The following is a 19,560-nucleotide window of genomic DNA, read 5'->3' as shown; positions in this document are numbered from 1 at the left end:
TTAATAAATTAAACTTAATAAGTTACAGTCAAACCAATAGAATAGATTCTATCAGCACCATAGGTCAAGCGCCCCGAACCGGCAGTGCCGAAAAACTCACCTCCTGTAGGAAAACCCACCGGAGCAACCGGGTCTATCCCGTTCGGCAACTTCGAAAATGTCAATAAATTCTCACCTGAGAAATAGATCCGAAGCTTTTCCAAATGCATCTTTGAAGTAATACTACGAGGGAAACTATAGCCTAACTGAACATTCTGCAAACGTAAATAAGCCGCATTTTGCAGATAACGCGTATTCGCATGATTTTTATTTTTTGCTTCTTCTGTATTATTCAGATAAGGTCTGGGCCAATAAGCATCCGTATTTATATTGGTATCCCCTTCATACAATCCGCTATATTTAGAACCCGGCTGATCTCTAAAATAATCCAGATGTTCAGGAGTCAGACAAGACTCCCACCAACCGCCCATAAATCCCCAATATATATTGGATCCGCGGTAGAAATACATATCCTTTTTAGCAACGCCTCTCCAAAGCATAGAGAAATCAAAACCTTTATAAGACACGCCTCCGTTTATCGTATATTGATAATGAGGTTGATCATTACCGATAACCGATAAATCACCATGATTTCCAATCGTATTCGTTCCGTTATTGACCTTACCGTCATGATTTATATCTTCATATTTTAAATCTCCGGTATTCCAATTAGCAGCAATATGGGTCATATCGACTTTTGACAAATATGAATCCAGATCCTCTTGCGAGCGAAACAAATCATTCACGGTATATCCCCATATATCACCGACCTCCGCTCCTTCATACCAGGTAGACAATGTCCCTGTCGGATTAAAATATTTTGTGACAACAGATTTATAGTCATACAAACTTACACCGATATTATACGACAATCCATTTTCCAAAGCATGTTTCCAGTTCAAACTAATTTCCCAGCCGCGGGTTCGCAAAGTCGAATTATTCTCTTTAGGGACACTCGTACCCAATACACCTGGCATCGCCTGAGACGGTCCGACCATATCAATAGTCCGTCTTTCAAACCAATCTGCAGTAGCCGACAATCGATTATTCAAGAAAGACAAATCCATCCCGACATTGGTAGTAGTAGCCGTTTCCCATGTCAAATTTCTATTCACTAAATTAGGTCCAGAAGTATAGCCTACCGGCCTCGTTGAACCATAATTAAAGATCCAGTTCAATTTACCGGCTGATATCGGGATTAATTCCAAATCGCTATAAGGAGAAATATTCTGGTTTCCTAATTGTCCCCAAGAAGCTCGAACTTTCAGCGTATTGACATAAGGCTCGATATTTTTCCAAAACGATTCATTATATAAATTCCACCCGACAGAGAAAGACGGGAAGGTTCCCCACCTTTTTCCATTACGGAAAACATAAGACCCATCATAACGGACATTCGCTTCAAATAAATATTTCTCTTTATAATTATAATTCAATCTCGCAAAATAACTCTCCGTAGCATTATGAGCCAAAGCTTCTGACAGAAGAGCATCACCGGTTGCAGTCGGGAATGAAGGCACTTTTTCTGAAATTAAATCAGTTTTATAGCCTTGAACCCATGATTCATCTCCTCGTTCAAACTGCATACCCACTAAAATTGTAAAGTTATGTTCTTCATTGATATCAAAATCGTATGAAGTATAAATATTTGTCGTCCAATACTTTTTTATGTATTTCTTCCGAGTCAGATTATTCGGGATGCTTATGCCGTTTTCATATGGTTGATTATTTATATCATATGTATATATATACTTTTCCACTTCCGAAATTTCCTGGTTATACACATTATAAGCGAAATCCGCATTAATCTTCCAGCCTTTCAACGGACGAAGTTCCATCCGAAAATTATTCCAAAAATCAATGTCATCCTGTTTGTCTGTCCCTGCCGACATAGAAGGAATATGAGACTCAAACATATAATTGCCAAATCCATCATATAATGGTGTAATAGGATAATTGCGAGAGATATGACGATATAAGAAAGAATAGTCTCCCTCATTCGTCATATTCGGTTTTTCCCTGATCTTCTTTGCGAAACGTGTTTCATAGCCGAAATCCCACCAATCGGTAATAGCCACACTGATTTTTCCTAATGTGTTCATTCTTTTAAAGTAGTCCGTTCCGTAATTCAACACACTGCTGTCGTCCATATAACCGGCAGAGAAATAATATGAAACCTTATCCGTACCTCCATGCAAAGAGATATCATGCTTCTGATTCACGCTATTACCAAAATAGATATCCCACCAGTCCGTATTGGCATAATTCAGGTTGGCATTATTCCAAACATTTCCTTCCGGCATCGCTCCAAAGATCGTAGCCCCTTCCGGCCAATCGGGAATTGAATTTTTAATATATTCAAAATCTCCTTTTTGATAGGCTATAACACGATCGATAGTCTCGTTGCTAAACGGATGTCCTCCCATATTATCTCCCGCCTCATTCAAGATTCGGGTCCAAGTATAAGAATCCAAGCTTTTCGGCAGTTTCTGAGCAGTCTTTACAATCAAGTTGCCAGTATAAGAGACACTGACTTTCTCATTCTTTTTTCCTTTCTTCGTCGTAATCAGGATCACGCCGTAAGGAGCTCTTGCTCCGTAAATAGCGGAAGCGGCAGCATCTTTCAAGACTGAAACAGACTCGATATCTTCCGGATTCAAATTATTCAAGTCACCAGGAAAACCATCGATCACGACATAAGGCGATCCCCCATTCAACGATCCCATACCACGAATCGAGATATTCATGGTTGCTCCGGGTTCGAATCCATCTTGTGTACCTATATCAAAATTAAATCCGGGTGCAGCTCCCTGTAGCAATTGAGAAACAGTAGAAGCCTGACGATTTTCAAAATCTTCATTAGAAATCACATTTACGGCACCTGTCAGGTTCACCTTTTTCTGGGTTCCATAACCTACGACCACGACCTCATCCAGGCTTTTCGTATCTTCAATCAGATTTACATTCAACATATTCCTATCTTTTACGGGGACTTCACGCGTCATATATCCAATGAATGAAACCTGTAAAACATCCGTATTGGAAACTTCCAATGTAAAATTTCCATCCACATCCGTAACAGTGCCATTCGTCGTTCCTTTTACAACAACATTAGCACCTATCACCGGTTCGCCGCTCTGATCTTTCACAGTACCCTTCAACACTTTTCCTTTTTGCTGTGGAAGAGCCTCTTTCTTCATCAACAAGATATTATTCCCTTCCACTGCATATCCGATATCCGAGTTCTCAAAAATTCGGTTCAAGACATTAATAACGGAAATATCCGAAGCATTGAGAGAAATCCGTTGGCTCAAATCCACCTTTTCATTGCTGTACACGAAAAGATAATCGGTCTGGTCTTCTATCTGCCTGATAATTTCTTTCACAGACAACTTGTTTGCCACAATATTGACACGGGCTGTCTGGGAACTCACGTTTTCAGAAAAGACGACCGACACACATAATAACAAAAAGCTTAAGATTAACTTCATTATTCTACATGTATGTTTAAATTCACTTAATAACAGGGTATAGTCTGTCCCCGTACACTTTTTTTTCATAACTTTGTAGTATCAAAATGTTAGTACTCGATTTAATTACTGGTTATGTCAACAGGCTGACATTTTCACCGGATTATGCTGGAACCATAATCCGGTTTTCATTTTATCTATATTCCTTATTCCATAGGCAATTCATTTTATAGTTATCAGATTCAATTCATTATCTTTCACATAGGTAAATTTATGCTCTAACTGCAAAACTTTCAGCACTTGTTCAATTCCATCCTTTACGCGGAATTTACCGGAATAGCGTTCTTTCAAGAAAGGCAAATCCGCTACTTCTATTCTGATATCATAATATAAGCGCAATTTTTCGATTATCACATGTATCGGCTGGTTATTAAAGCTGAGGAGCCCTTCTTTCCACTTAAAATAGTCCATGCTACCGATCTGGTCCGAAACATATTTGCCATCTCTGTAAAGAACCTGCTCACCAGCCGTCATTCTATATTTCCTGGAAAGATCCGGTGAATTCAACTCGACACTCCCTCTCAATAATGCAATATTGAATTCCTCGATACCAGAATAAGCAGACACATTAAATTCCGTTCCCAGCACCGTCACGTTCATTGATTTAGTTCTGACAACAAAAGGATTATCTCCATTATGCCTAACATCAAAATAAGCCTCTCCATCCAATTCTACCTGCCGAATTCCTTCTTTAAAACTGCTCGGATAGACCAGTTTCGAGTTTGCATTCAGCCATACTTTCGTACTATCAGGCAAAATCAATTCTGCACGCTGCCCAGCTGGAACATATAGAGTCTGAAACGAAGGAAGAGATTCCATTTGATCATCTTTTTGCAACAAGAAATTTCCGCTGAACAAAATCAGTGCGATGGCTGCAACTTTTAGCAATTCTATTACGATACGGCGAAAGACGGTGCGAGCTACTTTTTCTTTCTTTCGTCCTTGTGTTGACTGATTAAGAATAGAAATATCATATAATTTATGCAAAGTCATAAATTCTTTTACATGCTTTTCATCTGCATCCAACCAGTCAACGACTGTTTCAACTTCCTCAGCCGTAATACTGCCCTCCACGTATTTTTGCAATAACTTCTTATCCATTTTTATTATCTCTTACTTAAAGAGACAACACATAAAGAAGAATCCCTAAGACAAAATTGCTTTTTCTTGAAATATTTTATCGCATAAACAGAAAATAGAAAATCGGGAGGTATTCTTTTAAGGCAATACGCAATAGCTTTAATGATTTTGTGATGTGATATTCTACGCTTTTAGTACTTAAAGAAAGTTCATGGGCTATTTCTTTCACGGATAAAGACTCATAACGACTCATCTCAAAAACACGCCGGGTTTGTTCCGGTAAAGATTGTAATGTCTTATCTACAATCTGAGTTATTTCCGAAGAGAAAATTTCTTCAGGGTCGCAGGCTTGCAAAGTTGTAATCCGGTAATTCAGATCACGGATCATCTTGAAAGAGATAGATTCTGTCGCGGATTCTTTTACAGTCTGATGTTTCAAATAGTTCAGCGCCCCATTCTTTAAAATCGCTAATAGCAATGACATCGGATGTTCTACCGTTTCTTTTTTAGTGGTTTCCCAAAAGCGGATCAGTGCTTCCGAAACAATGTCTTCAGCGACCATATCGTCTCTGACATACGATTTCACAAACAGAAACGACCGCTTGTAATAATTGGTATATATATCACTAAAACTAATGGTACTCATTTTTCTGACAGATCTCCAAAATGTTCTGTCTGCAAATGTACTCTTTTTAGCAAGAAAGCAAATTTAAATGGAAGATTTTATATAAAACAACTTTAAGACTGTATATAACTCCATATTCTAAATATCCAAACCAAATAGCCCATTGCAGCAATATGCCGAAATGGGCTATAAAACAACCTTATCGCCAGATTAAAGGACTACTTTTCTAAATTCTTTTTCCGAATAAGTGCTTCCAAAAAATAATAATCAGCATAAACGATCGGTACATCTATCTCCGTTCCTGCCGGTTTATGGCCGGTGCTTGAGCGCAATAAAAAGCCATGCATCTGATTCAAGGGAACCATATATGATTCCGTCAGATTTTCCAAAATGGTATCAGCCCATTTTTTATATTGTCCACCCTTATCTGAATAAGTCGACAATTCATATAAAGCGGATGCAGTTATCGTAGCAGCCGACACATCCCTGGGAGAGGCTGGGATCTCTGGGTCATTATAGTCCCAATAAGGGATTAGATCCGATGGAAGATTAGGGTGATTAAAGATAAAAGATGCGATTTGTTCTGCCTGATTCAAATATCTTCTGTCACCTGTTTCCCGATAACACATCGTATAGCCATATAATCCCCACGCTTGCCCACGCGCCCAGGCAGACTCATGAGCATATCCCTGATGGGTATGTTTGTTTCGGACATCACCGGTTATCGTATCGTAATCAATCACATGGTAAGAACTATAATCTTTCCTGAAATGATTCTTCATCGTATTATCGGCATGAGTAACCGCAATTTTGTAGAATGTAGAATCACCAGATGCTTTGGTTGCCCAAAACAGAAATTCAAGGTTCATCATATTATCTATAATAACCGGATATTGCCATTTGTCCCCATTATGGTCCCAAGAACGAATACAACCGACCGCCGGGTTAAAACGAGATGCCAAAGAGTTTGCCCCCTCCAGTAACACCTGCTTATATTTATCCGATTGTTCCATGCGGTATCCGTTGCCATAACTACAATAGAGCATAAAGCCCAAATCATGAGTGCCTCTATATGATTTTAAAGGCTCCAACAATTCAGTTTGAAACTCCGCCTTTTTTTTCCAAAAATCATCTTTTGTATATTCATACATATACCAAAGTTCACCAGGAAAAAAGCCGCTACACCAATCTCTGGCACGAACCAATCGCAAGGAGCCGTCAGACTGGATATTACGTGGGGATGGTAATTCTTCCGGCGTCTTACCCAAGGAATTCCGGACACTCTCTGTTTCTGTCAATGCATAGCGCAGTTGCTTGTCTGCAAAAGCAAAATCTTGACTGACCCAATCACCCGCTCTTTCCCCTGTACAGGAAAGAGCCATTAAACCTACACATATAAAAGAGAATACTTTTGTCATCTTCATAATACCGATTTATATGTAACATTTTTATTTTCTCCCGGTAAAAGGAATACTTTAATACTTTGCTTGGTTGATAAATCCAAATCCGTATCAAATCCGATAATTGAAATACCCGGATTCGGTGAATCATAGCTAAATTCAGATTGGGCAGGTGAGATATGCCAGCGAACTTTTTTAGGGCCTTCGACCTTTATATACAACTTCTTACCATTTTTTTCCAATAACATGACATTATCAGATATAATCTTAGCCGAAGCCGGAGTTACCATCGTCCACGTCATCATCGTAAAACGCTTGGTTGCCTCAATCAAATCTTCCACCACCACATACTCTTTATTAACTAAGGAAACAGCCCGTTTTGCACTTTTTACCTGATCTTTATAAACCGGAGTCAAATCAGAAATAACATACATATTATTTTCCTGATCCGAATAGCCGTCAATCTGTGCTTTACCTTTTACATCCTGGTATTTATGATTAAATGATAATGTGTTATGAGCAAAATTATTATAACGGTAAACATCCCAACGTTGAGAATTTTGACGCGAATTCCATAGATCAACGCCTCTCGTTTCCAATCTGTTGTACTCTTCTCCTCCCATATCCATTCCCCAAAGGACACCATCCGCTTCCAATAAAAAACTACCGACATCCATATGTCCGTGATTGACAGAAGGAGACCCCATTTTCACACCAACATAAACAGCAGACGAATCATTCCAGGAAGAACGCATAAAACAAACCGGATTATCCCCTTGTGCTTTCCATGATAGTCGAGCAGGTTTCTGTGGATTCGCCAATGAAGCAGAAGCGCCCCAAATCAACATGGCCGGAGCCAAACGATTTTTTTTGATACGCTTTTGTCCGTCTTTTTTATATAGCTGTACCTGGTTATACAATATAGAGGCATCTTTTGTCTTATCATAAAACCAAAACATAGTCGGTGCTAAAAAAGCATTTCCCCCATTGTCAGAATAGGCAAAGTTTTTCAGATTTGGGGTAACAGCATGTAAGATATATTCACCTGTCTTTAAGAAACCGGGCAACTCGCCTAATCCATAATCCGTTCCAAATGCCTTTTCTATAGCACTAAGAAACATGGCATTAAAAGATGTTCCATAATCCCAATAGCCAACACCTTCCGGATAAGCTCCGTCAGGGGCATAATGTCCCATAGGAATCGCAATTTTATCGATAGCCCGGTTTATAACAGTCCGGGATAGCTCCGGTTCTTTTTCCCATATAGCCAAAGCTCCATAAGTGACGCCGGCATGACAAACCTGGCTCCAATTGTGGACAGCATTGACAAACCAATTGTATCGTTCATCAAAAGAAGGTTTCAGACCTTTTTCGACAATAGCATTCTCTATTACCTTCTTTGTCTGTACCGACAATTGAGGATAAAGCCAATCATATCCGATAGCTAAAGCCATCGTCATTTCCCCCACATCTAAGAAATGGGAAGGATTCCAGTCAGAAAAAGAGGCTGCTTTCAACATCTCGCTCTCCGCCCGTTTCAGAAACTCATTCTTTCCAGTCATTCTATAGGCATAACTCAGAATGAAAATGCGGCGTAGATTTTCTCTCGATACACTTAATAAACGTCTACCTGTCTTTATCCGTTCATTCAAGGGCAGCTTTACGATTTCTCCAGCTTCGTCCACTAATGACAGATGAATATCTTTCCATACAGCATCTTTCATTATCACTTTTTTCAACGCTTTTTCTTCCCCCTTCTGTAGTAGAATTCGGGGATGCCCGGACAAGCGGGCAGAAGCATTCACAAACTCTTTCTGTGCAAATGATGCATTGTGGCAACAAAATAAGGCCACTAACCATACAAAAATACGTGCCTTCATCCTTCTTAAATTTAAGTTACTTATTATATATCACACTCTTTCCTGCATATTCATTTTGAGGCAGATCTACGGAAATCCGGGTTAAAGCCTGTTTTTCGTCCCATTCGGTTTGTATATTTTCTTGTGCTGAACCAACGATTTTCTGATTAACAGACAGATGGAGTTTCTTCATGAAATGGGTCGGATCAGAAACGCCCAATGCAAGTATTTCACCGGCATCATTATATTTCACCATCAACATTCCGGGAGAATCCATCTCCACCACGATTTTATCATGGATCCGAAGAGTACCACCTTTATAAAACACAGCATAAGCCATATTTAATCCATCATGCCGGACAGCCTGCAAATCAGGGCAATTTGCCAAAATAACAACTCCTTCCTCTTCTACCTGTTTCTCGATAGATAGCGGTTCGGCGGAAGGAATGACCATATAGGCATAGCCATCATTATCCGGATACCTGCCATGATCGACAGAAAGGGTGAATACATCTTGCCGAATAACGTCTGTAGGTGTAGTTGTCTGCCGGTTAGCAATCTTCCAGCTTCCTTCCGTACGCTGATTGGATAATATGACATTCTCTTTTTTGAGGAAATAATACCCCACTTTGTCATGAACCACCCATCGCACCTCTTTTCTCATACGAGATCCCTGTTCTTGCGGATGAATGCCATCAGCATCGCTTACGGTCACCTCCCCTTTCAAGAGACATTGATTGACGGTTGTCAGAACCTGGTTCTTCATCCGGCTTGATATGTTCGTTCCCAAACAAACGTATGTTTTATCGAAGAAGAACCATGCTTTCCTGGCCGCTAAACCTGTGTGCGGACTTTTGAAATCAAAACCAACCGCCCCATACACTCCATCTGTAACCGCCCCGACATAATCGGTCAATCCCCATTTCTGAATTTCATTCTCACCCGGCATTTTATCCAATTGCACAATCGTTGCCCCTGGTATCTTCATCCAATCATAAACAGGTGTCAGTCTTTTATATTCATCTCCCCGGACAGAAAGATAATTTGTTCCGTCGCCTCTAAAATGATTCATCAATCCTTCTCCATTATACGGTTCTTCCATATTAGCATTGCGGGTAGAATACATTCTGACAGAAGTATAATAACCAGGACGTTGGAATACAAAATGATCTGTTCTCCAAAAGAATTTAGCAAAAGAAACTGGTCGACAGGAGGAGTCCCCTTTTCTTAAACAAATGATATTATCCAATTCCGCTTGCCTATAATTAGTCAGGTTTCTCAATTTTTCAGGATCGGAAGAGCTCCACACCCTTTCTTCACCCGGCCGGGTGATGTCCCGGTTCAAGATACCCGGATCTGAAATCCTTCCGTAAACCATCTGTTTGCAAATACCGTCTAAATAATAGTCAATCAATAACCGGACAGCTTGCTCCGAAAAGCGGAATTTCGTATCCGCCACATTCGAAGCCCACTCTATAAAAGCGCTGGCATAACCGGAGCCATAAGAAAGAGTGTTGTTAACCCAATCCGTACGGTGATGGAAGCTAAAATCATGTTGCATGCCTTTTTCGGTCGAGAATTTGATTTCCCCCTCTATAATTTTCATCAGCATGGCAACCTCTTGAGCATCTCTTTTAAAAAGAGCCGCTTTCGCTTGCAGACCTGCGATCTTTATACGATCACCGCTGGGACGTGCTCCCCAAGCATTGATATTTCCACGTTCCGCTATTTTCAACATCCGGTCCGATTCTTCCGGGGACAAATCCCGGTCGAGTATCAATAACATGCTCACCATCGTATTAGGCGTACCAATTTGGTTCCACCACCAATTCTCACAAATGAAATCATTTTCCAACCAGAAAGCCAATGCCTGATGAACGGCTTTTCTGACCTGTTTATTTCCTTTGTAGGGAGACCCTTTCTTTTTATAAGCGACGCTTAATGCCAACATATTGCTGAGATGCCGTTCGTGTTGGAAAGCCGTACGGGTGGTATCGACATAGTCTATCCCCGGCCAACTTCCCTCCGGCTGAAGCGTTTCCACCAACGTCTTGATCCGGCCGTCAGAAACCGGAGCGCCTAATAATTGCATGGCAAAACGTTTTCTGAGTTTTTCTATATCGGCATCTTTTTTGGCCACAGACGATTGCCCTTCCAGATTATACCCATTTAAAGAGAGCGGCATCAACGTCGGGAAAACCCATGCAAAATGATGTACCGGATAAATATGAGGACGACTATTTTCAACATATTCCACATAAGCAGACTCCCCATATATACCCGCCATAGCCTCCAGTAAATTGTCCGGCCAAGTGGCATGCGTCCCTACATTCGGCCTCTCATACCACTTCCATTCAGAAGGAGATTTTTGATAACGAAGCAAATAGTCCAATGCCTTTTTGATCGACTTCCCCTCCTGTTCCCATAAGAACAGATTCTCACCCGTCAAATTATAGACAACCCAAAAAGAAGCAGTCATAGGAGCCAACGAGAAATAGGTATACCAAATACCATTTTTCTCGCGAACCACTTCTGCCGGCATGTGACCGTCACTTGCGATCTTATCACCCAAATCCCCTTTAATCAACTTGATATTACGTCCAATGTCCTCCTTATCATTCAAAAAAGAAGCGGCTAACAAAGAGCCCAGACGTCCCCAATCAGCCCAATTATTCTTCCGTTCACGAATTTCATTTGCCGCTTTCTGATAAACAGACGTCACCCAATCCTTAAAAAGTCGCTTCTCATCGGCATCCCATACCGGCGTATCGTCCATTAACTCTGCTGCCATTAAGAATGCCGCCCCAGAGTAACTCATCACCAATGGCCCATCCGGCTCTGAATATTTCTTATTAATGGTAGCCCATACATTCATAAAATAACACGCTTTTTCTCCATACCATTTCTTTCCCGACAACCGGTAAGCTAATGCGGAACAATAAGCCGCAAAAGCATCCTGTTGCAACGCCAACGAATTAGCCCGGTGCTCTTCGGGTTTCACATAGTAGCCGGGAACGGCAAAATCATTTCGTGCATGGTGAGTGACATGTTGAATAGAATCTGCATAACGGATCAATTGTACATAAGCCGTATGATACGGCTCCTGTTGCCGTTCTATCATTTTTTTTACAAAGGCTATTTGTTTTAATGGATGCATGCTATGATTCGCCATAACAAACTGTCCATTAAGTAAAAGCACAAAACATAACAGCCATTTTAATAAGTGTGTATTCATTTCGATGGTATTATTGGTTACTAAATTTACTAAAGCTTTCTCATCATTGACTTTACAATAACGAAAAAGCTTTAGCATTCTGTATATCCAGATTTTAAAGAAAGACATTTTTACTTTGTCAATTTCACTTTTATGACTTCTTTTCCTTTTTTAATAGTCCATGAGGGAATACGCAGCTCAATTCGTTTCAATCCTTTTATTTTTCTATCAAGAGCCAACGGAGCCGGATCAAGAGAAATAACAGAAAATCGTAAATCCGGATGTGACAGATTTTCTATTTTCAAAACTTTACCATCTTGTTTAAGTAAAGCCCCTCTTTCTGTTATCGTAATATCGGCAGTTGTCATCAATTGCCATGTTATCAGTTTTGCTTCGGCAAGAGGTTCTATCTCATCCGTTACAACAAGTGAAGTTGAACTTTCTTTTGTAAACGAACGTCGAGCACTTTTCAATAGCCCTTCATAAGGAGCCGTAATATCAAAAACAGCTTCTGGTTGTGCCCCCTCTTTTACTTCAACTAATGTAGCATGACCATTCACCTTTTGCAATTGTTCATTGACTGTAAGCGTGCTATGTCCATAATTATTTTTAGTAAGCAATGTCCATCTCTGGCAATCCTGACAACTACCCCATAGATTAAATCCCGTTTTTTCTAACTCATGATAATCCTGATTTCCTGGGTCGACAACCCAACGAACTCCATCAAGCTCGAAAATAAAAGAACCGGCATCCATATTACCATGGCTTGTCGTAGCATGACCTCCTTTTCCTCCAAAATAGTAGCCATTGCCTCCCGTAAATATCGCTATCGGATTATGCCCTCGACCATACCAAACAGATGGCATATCAGCGTCACTTTTTTCCTCAAATTGAGAAATCCAAACTAAGGCAGCACCTCCCAGTCTGGACAATTTACTCATTTTTTCCGGTTTTATGAGTAAACGATCTGTTTCAAAGAAAGCCTTATTCCCTGTTTTAGAAGCGAACCAAGCAAGAATGACATCAGCACTTTGCCCTCTCCGATCTCCACAATCCGCATAATTAAAATACATTCCGGAAGGAGCATTACACATGACTCTAAACATAGCACTTTCCATATAACCATTATGTCCAGTATGTCCAAAATTCGTTCCAAATGCACTTTCCAACATTGCACATGTGATAGTAGAAAAACCTGTTCCATACCCCCAATAAGTAGAACCTTCCGGATAAACACCGTCAGGTAAATAAGAAGACAACGCCATTGGAATCCCATCCAACGATCTTTTAATCGTTTTTGCAGCAAGTTCCGGATCTTTTTCAGCGATAGCGATGGCTGCTGCAATCATCCCGCCATTACATACTTGATTCCAGTTATTAGTACCAAACACCCAGCCAGGACTCTTTCCGTTTCGGGGCCAACTTGGTTCTATACCTTTTTCTATTAAAGCATCAATAGCCATTTCTATTGTTTCTTTAGGTAAAGCATCCCAGCCCCAATCAATAGCCAAAGCGACCGCAAGAGACATCTCGGCTACATCAAGATAATGAGATGGATTCCAATCCGTAAAATTACAAACTGCCACTAACTCATTGTTCAAACGATGTAATGTCTCCGGATCTTTTTCCATACGATAAACCATACCCAACATGTTAACTCGATACAGCATCTCACGCGACACAGAAAGAAGCCTACGGCCTGTAACAATCCGCTCCAAATAAGGCTTCTCTTTTATCTTTTCCGCATTCAATTTAATAGCTGCATAATAATTTTTCGAAACTGGATCTGATTGGATCTTTTGCTTGACTTTTTTTTCAATCGATGAATTAAGTACCAAACGAGGATGTTCCTTCTTCAGTTTCTTTTTCAGATAGTGAACCGACATCGGATTTTCCAATCTCGGGATATCATCTTTTTCCTGCGCTATTAAACAACTGGCACAAAATATAAAAAGAAAAAATACAATATATTTATTTCTCATACTCATCCCTTATTCAAATTGATTAATTCTTTTCCACAGGTGAAAATACCTCCATCACTATATCCCGATCACGTATAACAAAGACATCATTTGCCACATAAATAGAACCATCTTCCTTTTTCACAGTATAATTAAGCACGATACCATCACGTTCCTTATTCCCCCATGAATAGGCTTTTGGCTTAAATTCACCATTCCCTGTAACCGAATAAGCAGAATTGGCAGGAGAGGATATCGTACAATTATTCTCATTAAAATCTAACAAGAGCGGCAAATTTTCTTTAAATATTTCTGATTTCAATCCTAATGATAGCGAAACCTGATATCGTCCGGTTGTTACCAAGTTTACTTTAGGGCAATCTTCAACATACTTATGTGTATTATAAGCTACTTCTTCGATCGTTTGGCCGGTCGCGTCTTTCACACTACTTGTACCATAATGGAAATAAGTCCCGTGATATTCATTAATAAATTTCACTGCAAACAAAGTGAAATTCTTTTCGGGAATAATAGAATCCACATCAGGAGAAGATATTATTCTCATCGGAACGACATAGGTGTTTTTAATAGCTAACGGGTCATTAAAAAATTCGTCAGCCAATTGTACCTCTACACCTCCATTAAATTTACCTTTCTGTATAATAATCTGATCAGGAGAGCTCAATGAATAATAATTAGAAGGAAGAGGTTTTATTTCATTCCCTCCGGAAGTAAACAATAGGTTCTGGCATAGACTTTCATCGACAGCCACCTTGAACACTCTATCTATTTTATTCTCATACACTCCTCCCATTGCAACAGAAATGACAAATTTATGAGCATTATCATTCGAATTATCATAAATATAATCCCCTAAGATAAGAGTTCTCACAGGGTACTGATAAGGGAAATAGCCCGCTGTATATTCATAATCTTCAAATTCCTCACCGAAATTCTCACATGCCGAAAATAAAGTTGCAATACTTATTGCAAGCAGTAGTCTATATATCTGTTTCATTTTGTTTTATAAATTAAGATCAACAATCATATTATCACCAACCTGAATTTTGTTCAAGATTATATTTGAGCACCTCATTATACGGTATCGGTCCATAATGCATATAACTATTATCAAAAACTCGATCCTCAACTGTAAAATAATTATATTGCCCATTTTCGATACGTACACCTTTAGCCGCCTCCGTAAGATCCAAATTCCAACGGCGTATATCCCAAAATCTAAAACCTTCGAAGCACAATTCAAGACGACGCTCGTTCCTAATAAGTTCCCTCATCTTTTCCTTTGTCGTTATTGACTCAAGATACATATCCGGTTGTACAATTCCAGCGCGTTCACGAACAGCAGCTATTACATCTTTCGCAGAAAATCCGTTACCAGAAGCGGACGTTGGCCCCCAAGCTTCATTCGCAGCCTCTGCATAATTCAAGAACAATTCTGTTTGACGAATATGTACAATTATGTGCTGTTGGTCCGATGCTGAGGCCGGATTCGGGTTTGCATCTTCCCTCAAAAGTTTTTTCATATAATAACCGGTTCTCGTCGAGTTCACTTTTGCATTCAATCCATTATCTCCGGAATTGACACCTGTATTTATTTTTTTACTCTTATAGGTGCTGCCATCATATATAATGTAAAGGCCAAGCCGCGGGTCTCGATTTGCATAAGGTTTATCCGGATCAAAATCCGATCTCGGATCCGTAATCGGATACCCATTTTCCATAGGAAATGCATCCACCAAATTTTGCGTAGGATTCATCCGTCCATTGCCATACAAAGATGGTGGAAAATTATCGACTTCCATGTTTCGCGAAGAAGAAATCGGACGTCTCCATACAATTTCCTTATTATCCAACTTATCATTTGCCGTAATGTTTCCAGCATCGATTTGCCCTTTCAGATAAAACAAATTTCCTTTCGGGTCAAAATTAGCCAAATCAAGTAATTCACCATTCATATTCGCAGCTTTTTCCCACAATGCCACATCATTGTTTACGTTAAATGCAGGACTTGCCTCTAACAAAGCCAACCGTGCTTTAAAAGCTTTGACAATACGTCCGCTGATACGTTGCTGAACAACATCGCCCATTACGTAATTATAAGAATCGACCTCTTTCACTTCTTCGAATCCATTTGGTACATCATTCTTATTACCATAATCCATTGGCAATAAAGACAATGCCATTTCAAAATCATCATATACACTTTGTACAGATTCAGCAAACGAAGCACGAGGTTTGGCAAAATCGGAAGTTTCAACAAATATGTCATAAATAGGAATTCCCAACATCTGTCCGGAAACAGGGCCGGCATGATTACGAAGCAAATAATATTTCAAAATGCCACGCAACGCAAACGATTCACCCTTGAGCCGTCTAATGAACAAGCTATTCTGCTCAGGATCTTTAGGTTTCCAAGCGACCTCATCTATGACATCCAAGAACTGGTTGATATACAAAATCCCCCGATTGCAATTATCCCACAAATTTTGCGGATTGTATTGAGCAGTCCACATACCTTTAGCCATATACAGATAATCATTCGTCAGATTATTTGTAACAGCATCATCAGTGGCAGCTTCATCAAAGCGATAGCTATTTGTAGGTAGAAGTGTATAAGCCGTAATCAATAAGCCTTCGGCATAAGCAGGATCACCATATACCCGATCGAACACACTATGATTGTCGTTTTCAGGGTTCAATCCCCATTCACATCCACCTAAAGTTAAAGCAGACATGAAATATACTAAATATAACTTTATCTTCTTCATCTTATTAAAATTTAGCTTTCAATGTTACTGAAAATGTACGATAATAAGGTTCAGCCCCTATACGCAAACTACGTTCTTCCAAATTGGGAGCAATCTGGAACAAATCAGTGGCATCCAACGATACATCCAAATCTTTCATTAATAAAAAGGCCGTGATATTCATTGGAATATTATAATTCAACTGAACACGTCTCATATTAAAGTAACTGTTATCATACAACCAAAATGAAGAACGGCGTAAGTTGTTGCTATTTGCCTCGGAACTTAAACGCGGGTATTTGGCCGTATTTTTTGTTTCAGGAGTCCAGCAATCTCTTGCTATAACAGAATATTTATCGTTCCCATCCATCCAATAGTAAGAACTTTCTCTAAAGTTTTTAGCCCCCTGTTGTCCTTCACCTATCAGAGATAATGTGAAATTTTTATAGCCTATCCTTACTTCCAATCCTTCAGACCACGGAGCTTGCCAGTTACGCAAAAAGACTTCGTCTCTTGAGTCGATCACATTATCTCCGTTTTGGTCTTTATATTTAAGATCACCCGGTTTCACCACTCCGTATGTCTGGAAAGGACTCTTATCAATTTCTTCTTGAGATTCAAAGAAACCAAGTGCTTCCAAGCCGAATGTGGCATCTTTCCCATGCCCTTTCCGATATTGATAATCATTTGCATATATTTCATTTACTTTCAGCCGTTTTGATACAGAATACAGAAAATTCAAACCTGCATAAAAGCTCCAATCACCGAACTTCTTATTGAAGTTAATCCCTACTTCAATACCTTTGTATGAATCTTTCTCAAAATTTTCATACGGAACAAAGTTTGAGTAGAAACTCGGATATGCAGAAGAAGGACGAATCACCAAACCATCATAAATATCATAAAAGTAATTGGCTTCAACCCCTAATGACTTAAATAACAAAGCTTGAAATCCTGCACTAATTTCTTTACGTGTCGCAAAAGTCAGATTCGGATTAGATGGCCAACTCGAAATCACACCTGAACGGCTTTTCCCTCCTTCGTACCAGTTGTAACTACCGGAGGTAGTGTATCGGTCATCATAATAGAAGAAACCTCCTACCGGAATATCCGATTTAAGAATACCTGTCGATGCTTTCAATTTCAAATAATCCAAAAAATCAGGTTTATTGAAGAAATCTTCGTTGCTAACAACCCAAGCTAAAGCGAGAGAAGGAGAAAAACCTACTTTATTCGATTTAGGCAATTTTACAGAATTAACTAATGCGCTACTAAAGTCAACCATATATTTCCGGTCATAGATATATCCCAACTGAAAACCTATATGAGAAGATTTCACACCTTGAAAATCATCATTAGCTCCATCATTATCTTTAAATGTAGTTCCGTAACCAAGCAAAGATCCCGTCACGTGATGAAGACCCTCAAACGTGCGATCATAACTCAACAAGCCATAAAAAGCCATTCGTCTTCTAAAATAGCGTCCTTCCACATTTTGCGTTCCCGGATTAGAATCTTTTCCATGTTGTTTAAGACTTATAATCTGGTCATTATCGTCCCACACTGGTTCATAAACGGAATATTCTTTCGGCGTAGCTTGGTTATATTGCAAGAAATAATCAAAACTCACATTAGTATGAAATGACAATCCCTTTGTAATCATTCCCAAATCTACATTCAAACGATTATTGAAACTAAATGTACGCCATACCGAATTATTTATACCTGCTGCATAACCGTCAGCTATGCCATTTGTTACATAATTGCTATTACCACCAATCAGATACTTCCCATCGACATCATTCTTTCGCCCTTGTAACAATTTATTTTCAGGATCAATCATGCTGATCGGCAAAAGCGGTGAAAATTCAAATGGACGAACAGTCGAAGAATTTCCCCAAAAATTACCGCGAGGACCTTTTGAATTGTAAAATAGTCCCGTTACATCGACAGCCGTATTCAACCAATTATTGATTTTCAGATCGATATTAGCCCTCACATTAAAATTATTAGACCGTGCATTCCTTCCTTCACCAAAATTCAAAATACTTCCCTGAGAATTCCATGCCAAATCAGCCAAATATTTCAACCTTTCATCTCCTCCTGAAAATTGGGCATTCAAATCCACCGAATTTCTTGATGATTTCAAATATTCATTAGAATAATAATCAATACTCGGATAGCGGTACTTGTTTCCATTCCGATAGTTATTAATCATTTCATCCGAATAGGTAGGAGCAAAACCGTCATTGATTCTTGCTTGATTATAATATTCCATATATTCGGCAGAACCTAAATATTCTGGCATGGAAGCCGAACGAGGAAACGAAACACCATAATTCACAGAAAAATCAGCAGTTCTTTTATAAGCCTCACCGCGTTTGGTAGTAATAAGAACCACACCGTTCATTGCAGCCGTGCCATATAAAACAGCCGAGTTGACATCACGTAAAACCGTTATACTTTCAATGTCTGAAAGACGAACTCCATTGATATCACGAGGCATTCCATCTACCACAACCATCGCAGTCCCGGTTTGCGTACCTATGAGCGACCCGATATCTAAACTCACGCCAAGCCCGCGAATATTATTGGAGCCCAACATTCCTAATGTCCGACCACTCAAAATACCATTCAACCAAATCGAATTATCGTACGAACTGATATCACTTACGTCAAGGCTATTCGCCGCCCCAACTACATCTCCTTTTTTCACACTACGGAAAGGCAAATTCACTAAATCTTCATCATCATAATATAGAGAAGACTGCACCAATTGAGTTTCTTCTTCTATTTCACTGACTACAAGAACTCTATTTTGATAACCATCAGCTTCGATTGTTATTCTTGAATCATTATTGACTTTCAACGTAAAAGTACCATCTTCTCTGGTCCGAGCCTGTCTATTATCACTATAGACATTCACATTCGCTAAAGGCTTACCCGACTCATCTACTATTTTAGATTGAATTGTTGTCAAGCTTTGATTTTGCGCCCAAAGTCCATTTGGAAATAAATTCCAAATAAACAATGCTATAATGGAATATATTATATTCTTATTCATATAGTATAAATTTTTAGGAT

The 19,560-nt window shown here is 39.4% G+C and carries 10 protein-coding genes; all 10 read right to left on the bottom strand.

Annotated elements, in window-relative coordinates:
• Positions 1–14: 14 nt before the first annotated feature.
• A complete protein-coding gene (locus H8S65_RS17810; RefSeq protein ID WP_186931213.1) occupies positions 15–3,530 on the bottom strand; it encodes a TonB-dependent receptor in 3,516 nt (1,171 codons plus the stop codon).
• A gap of 201 nt (positions 3,531–3,731) precedes the next feature.
• A complete protein-coding gene (locus H8S65_RS17805) occupies positions 3,732–4,670 on the bottom strand; it encodes a FecR family protein (protein WP_186931212.1) in 939 nt (312 codons plus the stop codon).
• A gap of 76 nt (positions 4,671–4,746) precedes the next feature.
• Entirely contained in the window at positions 4,747–5,295 is a 549-nt protein-coding gene (locus H8S65_RS17800; protein ID WP_186931211.1) for an RNA polymerase sigma-70 factor, read from the bottom strand.
• A gap of 197 nt (positions 5,296–5,492) precedes the next feature.
• Entirely contained in the window at positions 5,493–6,698 is a 1,206-nt protein-coding gene (locus H8S65_RS17795; protein WP_186931210.1) for a glycoside hydrolase family 88 protein, read from the bottom strand.
• Complete coding sequence (locus H8S65_RS17790; RefSeq protein ID WP_186931209.1) at positions 6,695–8,554, bottom strand: heparinase II/III domain-containing protein; 1,860 nt, start codon at positions 8,552–8,554, stop codon at positions 6,695–6,697. Before H8S65_RS17790 ends, H8S65_RS17795 begins: the two co-directional genes overlap by 4 nt.
• 16 nt (positions 8,555–8,570) lie before the next feature.
• Positions 8,571–11,654: a polysaccharide lyase family 8 super-sandwich domain-containing protein gene (locus H8S65_RS17785; RefSeq protein WP_255489309.1), complete on the bottom strand. Its 3,084-nt coding sequence runs from the start codon at positions 11,652–11,654 to the stop codon at positions 8,571–8,573.
• Positions 11,655–11,878: 224 nt separating this feature from the next.
• The gene (locus tag H8S65_RS17780; protein ID WP_255489308.1) at positions 11,879–13,729 is read right to left on the bottom strand and encodes a heparinase II/III domain-containing protein; all 1,851 of its coding nucleotides are present in this window, start codon (positions 13,727–13,729) and stop codon (positions 11,879–11,881) included.
• A gap of 22 nt (positions 13,730–13,751) precedes the next feature.
• Entirely contained in the window at positions 13,752–14,726 is a 975-nt protein-coding gene (locus tag H8S65_RS17775) for a DUF5627 domain-containing protein (RefSeq protein WP_186931206.1), read from the bottom strand.
• Between the two features lie 34 nt (positions 14,727–14,760).
• A complete protein-coding gene (locus H8S65_RS17770; RefSeq protein ID WP_186931205.1) occupies positions 14,761–16,497 on the bottom strand; it encodes a RagB/SusD family nutrient uptake outer membrane protein in 1,737 nt (578 codons plus the stop codon).
• A 4-nt stretch (positions 16,498–16,501) separates the two neighbouring features.
• Complete coding sequence (locus tag H8S65_RS17765; RefSeq protein ID WP_186931204.1) at positions 16,502–19,540, bottom strand: SusC/RagA family TonB-linked outer membrane protein; 3,039 nt, start codon at positions 19,538–19,540, stop codon at positions 16,502–16,504.
• Positions 19,541–19,560 lie beyond the last annotated feature (20 nt).

This window comes from Parabacteroides hominis (assembly GCF_014287585.1).
GTDB classification, from domain to species: Bacteria; Bacteroidota; Bacteroidia; order Bacteroidales; family Tannerellaceae; genus Parabacteroides; species Parabacteroides hominis.
This window is presented reverse-complemented; position numbering and strand designations above follow the sequence as displayed.